Source organism: Actinomadura sp. 6K520 (genome assembly GCF_004349245.1).
GTDB lineage: Bacteria > Actinomycetota > Actinomycetes > Streptosporangiales > Streptosporangiaceae > Spirillospora.
In genome coordinates this window covers 1-5,847 of record NZ_SMLC01000290.1, presented here as the reverse complement: position 1 = coordinate 5,847, position 5,847 = coordinate 1, and the positions used below count along the sequence as shown (strand labels likewise).

The 5,847-nt window shown below is 73.0% G+C and carries 5 protein-coding genes; 3 read left to right on the top strand and 2 right to left on the bottom strand.

Features of this window, described 5'->3' with window-relative positions; genetic code table 11:
* Positions 1-91 precede the first annotated feature (91 nt).
* Complete coding sequence (locus E1289_RS36040; protein ID WP_207929379.1) at positions 92-1,081, top strand: branched-chain amino acid ABC transporter permease; 990 nt, start codon at positions 92-94, stop codon at positions 1,079-1,081.
* 59 nt (positions 1,082-1,140) lie between these two features.
* Here E1289_RS36040 and E1289_RS36035 read toward each other — a convergent pair whose 3' ends face one another.
* Both E1289_RS36035 and E1289_RS36030 read right to left on the bottom strand, forming a co-directional pair.
* Entirely contained in the window at positions 1,141-3,024 is a 1,884-nt protein-coding gene (locus E1289_RS36035) for a GAF domain-containing protein (RefSeq protein WP_243713428.1), read from the bottom strand.
* A gap of 11 nt (positions 3,025-3,035) precedes the next feature.
* Positions 3,036-3,827 carry a 3-hydroxybutyrate dehydrogenase gene (locus E1289_RS36030; RefSeq protein WP_131988410.1) on the bottom strand — a complete coding sequence of 264 codons (792 nt, stop codon included), beginning with the start codon at positions 3,825-3,827 and terminating at the stop codon, positions 3,036-3,038.
* Positions 3,828-4,001: 174 nt separating this feature from the next.
* Between E1289_RS36030 and E1289_RS36025 the strand changes: the two genes are divergently transcribed.
* Both E1289_RS36025 and E1289_RS36020 read left to right on the top strand, forming a co-directional pair.
* Entirely contained in the window at positions 4,002-4,952 is a 951-nt protein-coding gene (locus E1289_RS36025; protein ID WP_131988408.1) for an alpha/beta hydrolase, read from the top strand.
* A 36-nt stretch (positions 4,953-4,988) separates the two neighbouring features.
* A complete protein-coding gene (locus E1289_RS36020) occupies positions 4,989-5,696 on the top strand; it encodes a YafY family protein (RefSeq protein ID WP_131988406.1) in 708 nt (235 codons plus the stop codon).
* The last annotated feature ends 151 nt before the right edge of the window (positions 5,697-5,847 follow it).

Sequence of the window (5,847 nt, the reverse complement as noted above, 5' to 3'; positions counted from 1 at the left end):
CAGGCCAGCGGGTTGCCGCCAAAGGTGCCGCCGTGACCCCCGCCGTGCCGCCGCCCGCCGTGCCCGCCGCCGTGATCGTCGAGGAGACGCAGTGATCCTCTCCAAACTGGCCGGACGGCCGTTCCTGCTGGCCGCCGGGCTGCTGGTGGCGCTGACCCTGCCGTGGTTCGTGTACCCGCCGGTCGCGATGGACATCCTCTGCTGGGCGCTGTTCGCCGCCGCCGTCGACCTGCTGCTCGGCTTCACCGGGCTGCTGTCGTTCGGGCACGCCGCCTTCTGGGGCGGCTCCGGCTACGTCACGGGATTGATCGCCCTGCACTCCGGGCTGCCGTTCCCCGTCGCCGTGCTGGGCGGGGCGTTGTTCGCGGCCGTCCTCGCCGTGCCGATCGGTTTCCTGTCCGTCCGGCTGCGCGGCATCTATTTCGCCATGGTCACGCTGGCCTTCGCCCAGATGGTCTACTTCATCGCCAACCAGTGGCGGGACGTGACCGGCGGCGAGAACGGGCTGCAGGGCATCCCCAAGGAGATGTTCGGGCTGGACCTGTCCGACCCGTTCTTCTTCTACTACGCGGGGCTCCCTTTCATTCTGGCCGGGCTGTGGGCCGCGTGGCGGATCGTGCGTTCCCCGTTCGGACGAGTGCTGATGTCCATCCGCGACAACCCCGCCAGGGCGCGGGCACTCGGATACAGCATCGACCGGTACAAGCTGCTCGCCTTCGTCCTGTCGGCGGCCCTGTCCGGTCTGGCCGGCGGTGTGTTCACCATCGGGCACGGCTTCGCGTCCCTGCAAGGCGTCTACTGGACGACCTCCGGGCAGGCCGTGATGATGGTCGTCCTCGGCGGCATCGGCACCCTGTGGGGAGGCGCCATCGGCGCGGCGCTGGTCGTCCAGCTGCACGACTACCTGGCCACGGCCGGATTCGAGGAGACCGGCATCATCACCGGCACCATCTTCATCCTCGTCGTCCTGCTGTTCCGCCGGGGCGTGTGGGGCACCGCCCGCGACCTGATCGCGGCCCGCCAGGCCCGCCGCCGCCCCGCACCCGAGACCGATCAGCCCAAGGTCGGCGCCGCCGTCTGAGCTGGGCGGAGTCCGAATCAACCAGCCCCGAACGGATCGGCCGGATCGGCCGGAGCGGATCAGCGGGAGAGGCGATGGAGGCGGAGGGCGAGTTGGAGCTCCAGAGCACGTTCGGGGGTGTGCCAGTCCTCGCCCAGCAGGCGGGCGATGCGTTCCAGGCGCTGGCTGACGGTGTTGACGTGGATGTGCAGGAGCCCGGCCGTCCTGGACAGGCTCCCGCCCGTCCCGAAGTACGCCTCCAGCGTCCGGACGAGCGCGGTGCCGCGCCGCTCGTCGTAGTCCAGGACGGGGCCGATGGCCCTGGTGAGGAAGCCGCTCACGTCCCGGTCGTCGCCGAGGAGCAGGCCGACGAAGCCGAGCTCGGTGGCGTCCGCGCCGTCGCCGAGCCGGCCGAGGGACTCCAGGGCGCCGGCGCAGCGCTGCGCCTCCCGGTGCGCGGCCGCGACGTCGGCCGGACCGCGCACCGGGCCCGCCGCGCCGATCGTGGCGGGCCCGCCGAGGGAGGCGCCCAGTTCCTTGGCGATCCGGCGGGCCGTCTCGCCGGGGCGGTCGCCCGGCAGCAGCAGGACGATCTCCTCGGCGCGTGAGGCGGCCAGGCCGCGTTCGACCGCCGCGTAGGACGCCGCCCAGAACGCGGCCCGCTGCCGGTACTCCTGCGCCCCGTACTTGGCGCACAGCACCACGTGCGGGGCACTCAGGTCGACGTTCACCCGCCGGGCGCGGGCCGTCAGCGCCTCCGCCCCGACCTGGCGGCCGGAGAGCAGGTCGTCGAGCAGTTCGCCCCGCACCCGTCCCTCCGCCTCGGTCACGCTCCGCTGGAACAGCAGCAGCAGCGCGGTGACGAGCGCGGCCCGCTCCAGGATCCGCTGGTCGGCGTCGGACACCTCGTCCGCCGTCCGCAGGACCAGCGTCCCGAGCATCTCCTCGCCCGCGGACACGGAGGCGATCCACAGATCGCCGCGCCGCACAGTCCGGCCCTGCGCGCGCGCAGAGTGCGCGGAGGCCGAGACCCCGACGAGCTCATCGTCGTCAAGGGGAGCCGACACGGTGCCCGTCGTCGCGAGCCGGCGGCTGTCGGCGTCCAGGACGTGCAGCGTCCCGCCCAGCAGCTCGGTCACGATCGCGGCGACGTCTTCCACGCCACCGCCGCGGACGACCACGGCCGTCATCCGGTCGTGCGCGCGCGCCGCCCTCTCCACGGCCGCGCTCCGCGCCTTGATCTCCTCGTTGGCCGTGCTCAGCTCTTCCAAGGCGGTGCGGGTCTCGTGCAGGAGCCGGGCGTTGTCGATCGCCACCGCCGCATGCGCGGCGAGCGACCCGAGCAGCGCCACCTCCTCGGGGTCGAACGGACGCTCGCTGCGGTTCGCCGCGGTCAGCACGCCGATCACCCGGCTGCCCAGCCGCATCGGGACGCCCAGGATCGCGACGATGCCCTCCTCGGCGACCGCGTCGTCGATGAAACCCTGGTGCTGGAACTGCTCGTCCCCAAGGTAGTGCGAGCTCGTGTAGGGCATGGCGGTCTGCGCGACCAGGCCGACGAGCCCGGTGCCCATCGGCAGCCGCAGCCTGCGGAACGCCGCCGACACGGAGCCGTCCGTCACCCGCATGTAGGTCTCGCCCAGCTCGTCGTCGTTCAGCGTGAGGTAGGCGATGTCGGCGTTCAGCAGCCGCCGGGCGCGGCGGGTGATCGCCTCCAGCACGGCATCCAGGTCGCGCAGCCCCGCGAGGTCGCCCGCGGTGTCGAACAGCGCCTCCAGCTCCGCCTCCCGGCGGGCGTGGCGCCGCATCACCGCCCGGACCCGCAGCGCCGCCAGCTTGGCCGCCTCCAGCTCCTCCAGGAAGGCCGGGGACGCGCCCTCGGCCCGCGCCTGGACGAGCGGACCCTCGAACTCGACGGGGGAGGCCTCCCGGGCCAGCAGTTCAAGGAAGACGCCGCAGGACATACGGGCCATTCTCAATGCGCCGTCCAACCGCCGTCGAGCGCGAGGGACGCACCCGTCACCATCGACGCCGGCGGCGAGCACAGATACGCGACGAGTTCCGCCACTTCGTCGGGCTCGATCAGCCGTTTCACCGCCGCGTGCTCAAGCATCACGCGCTCGATGACCTCGTCCGGGGGCATGCCGTGCGCGCGCGCCTGGTCCGCGATCTGGCGCTCCACCAGCGGGGTCCGGACATAAGCGGGGTTGACGCAGTTGGACGTCACGCCGTGCGGGGCCGCCTCCAGTGCGATCACCTTGGACAGGCCCTCCAGACCGTGTTTGGCGGTCACATAGGCGGACTTGAACGGCGACGCGCGCAGGCCGTGCACGGACGAGATGTTGATGATGCGCCCCCAGCCCCGCTCGTACATGCCGGGCAGCGCGTCCCGGACGAGCCGGAACGGCGCCTCGACCATCAGCCGCAGGATGCGCGCGAACGTCTCGGGCGGGAATTCATGGAGCGGGGCCACATGCTGGATGCCCGCGTTGTTCACCAGGATGTCGACGCCGGCGGCGAGCCCGTCGAGCGCCTCGGTGTCGGCGAGGTCGGCGAGCAGCGGGATCCCGCCGATCTCGGCCGCCGTCCGCTCCGCCGCCGCACCGTCTATGTCGGCGACCACCACCCTGGCGCCCGCGGCCGCCAGCCGGCGCGCGCACGCGCGGCCGATGCCGCCGGCGCCGCCGGTGACGAGGGCCCGCCGGCCCGCCAGATCCAGCGTCCCCGAAGTGCCCGCGGCGGCCTGCCGCGGTTCCACGCTCGTCATGCGCAGAACCTACGAAGCGCGGCCCCGGCCTCCCATGTGGCCAAGGCACACAATCCGTTGGCGGATGGTATGGGCCGGCGGCATCGATTCCGTTTTCGCCGTCCGGCGTCCCGAACCCGATTCGATGCGGCTACGGTTGGCTCGCCAAGATCGCTCGCGCCGTGAGGGATATCGATGACCGAGATCACGCACCGCTTCGTCCGCTCGGACAGTGGCCTGCGCATGCACGTGGCCGAGGCCGGCGAGGGGCCGCTCGTGCTGCTCCTGCACGGTTTCCCGGAGTGCTGGTACTCCTGGCGGCACCAGCTCGTCGCGCTCGCCGAGGCGGGGTTCCACGCCGTCGCCCCCGACCAGCGCGGCTACGCCCGGACGGGCGGCCCGGCGGAGGCCCGCGAGTACACGATCCTGCACCTGGCCGGGGACGTGGTCGGGCTCCTCCGCCCGCTCGGCGCGGACCGCGCCGTCGTGGCCGGCCACGACTGGGGCGCCCCCGTCGCCTGGGCGACCGCGCAGATGCGCCCGGACAAGGTGCGCGGGGTGATCGGGATGTCGGTCCCGCACCGTCCGCGCAGCAGCAAGCCGCCGGTGGAGTCCATGCGCCGCCTGTTCGGCGACGGCTACTACATGGTCCGCTTCCAGGAACCGGATGCGCCGGAGGCCGAGCTCGACCGCGACAGGGCCGCCACGTTCCGCCGGATGCTGTACGCGATGTCCGGTGACGGCCCCGCCCCCGCGCTCGTCGCCCCGGAGGGCGGCGGGTTCCTGGACGTCCTCCCGGACCCGGAGAAGCTGCCCGCCTGGCTCACCGCCGACGACGTCGCCGCCTACGTCGAGGAGTACGGCGACAGCGGCTTCACCGGCCCGGTCAACTGGTACCGCAATCTCGACCGCAACTGGGAGCTGACCGCCGCCTGGCACCGCGCCCCGATCGGCCCGCCCGCGCTGTTCCTCGCCGGTGACCGCGACATCGTCTCGGTCGGCGCCCGCAAGGTGATCGACTCCATGACCGACTTCGTGCCGAACCTCCGCGAGACCGTCTGGCTGGAGGGCTGCGGCCACTGGCTGCAGCAGGAACGCCCCGCCGAGGTCAACGACGCCATGATCACCTTCCTCCGCGCCCTCTGACCCGGAATTGTCGGACCCGGCGCGTACGGTCGGCGCGTGAACCGCACGGACCGTCTGTACGCCCTGGTGGAGGAGTTGCGCGCCTGCGCGCCCCGCCGCCTCGCCGCGCGGGAACTGGCCGCGCGGTACGAGGTGAGCGTCCGCACGATCGAGCGCGACATCAGCGCGCTCCAGCAGGCCGGTGTGCCGATCTTCGCGGACGTCGGCCGGGGCGGCGGCTACACCCTCGACAAGAGCCGCACGCTGCCGCCGCTGAACTTCACCCCCGCCGAGGCCGTCGCCGTCGCGATCACCCTGTCCCGCGCGGGCGGCTCACCGTACTCCCGCTCCGCCCGCACCGCCCTGCACAAGATCGTCGCCGCGATGTCGGCGGACGACGGCGCCTCGGCCCGCGAACTGGCCGCCCGCATCCGCATCCTCGGCCCCGCCGGAAACGACGATCAGGCGTCCGTCCCGGCCGTGCTGGAGGAGGCCGTCCTGGCCCGCCGGGTGGTCCGCCTCACCTACGTCGACGTGGCGGGCACCGAAACCGAACGCGACGTCGAGCCCGTCACGTTCACCGCGTCCGGCAAGGGCTGGTACCTGACCGGCTGGTGCCGCATGCGCGGCGGCCGCCGCGTGTTCCGCACCGACCGCGTCCGCCGCGCCGCCCTCCTGGAGGAAACCGCCCCCGACCGCTCCACCGAGTCCATGCACACCGACATCCCACCCGACTACGTCGTCCGCCCCCTGGAGTTCGTCTGAGGCCAGCCACCGGAGACGCGGCGGGCCCGCACGACGGGAGGAGACGTGCGGGCCCGCGATCACGGTCAGCCGGTGTAGTTCGGCACCTTGGGGATGGGTCGGGGAGCCGGCGCCCGCGGCGGGGCTGGCTCTTATACACATCTTACGCTGC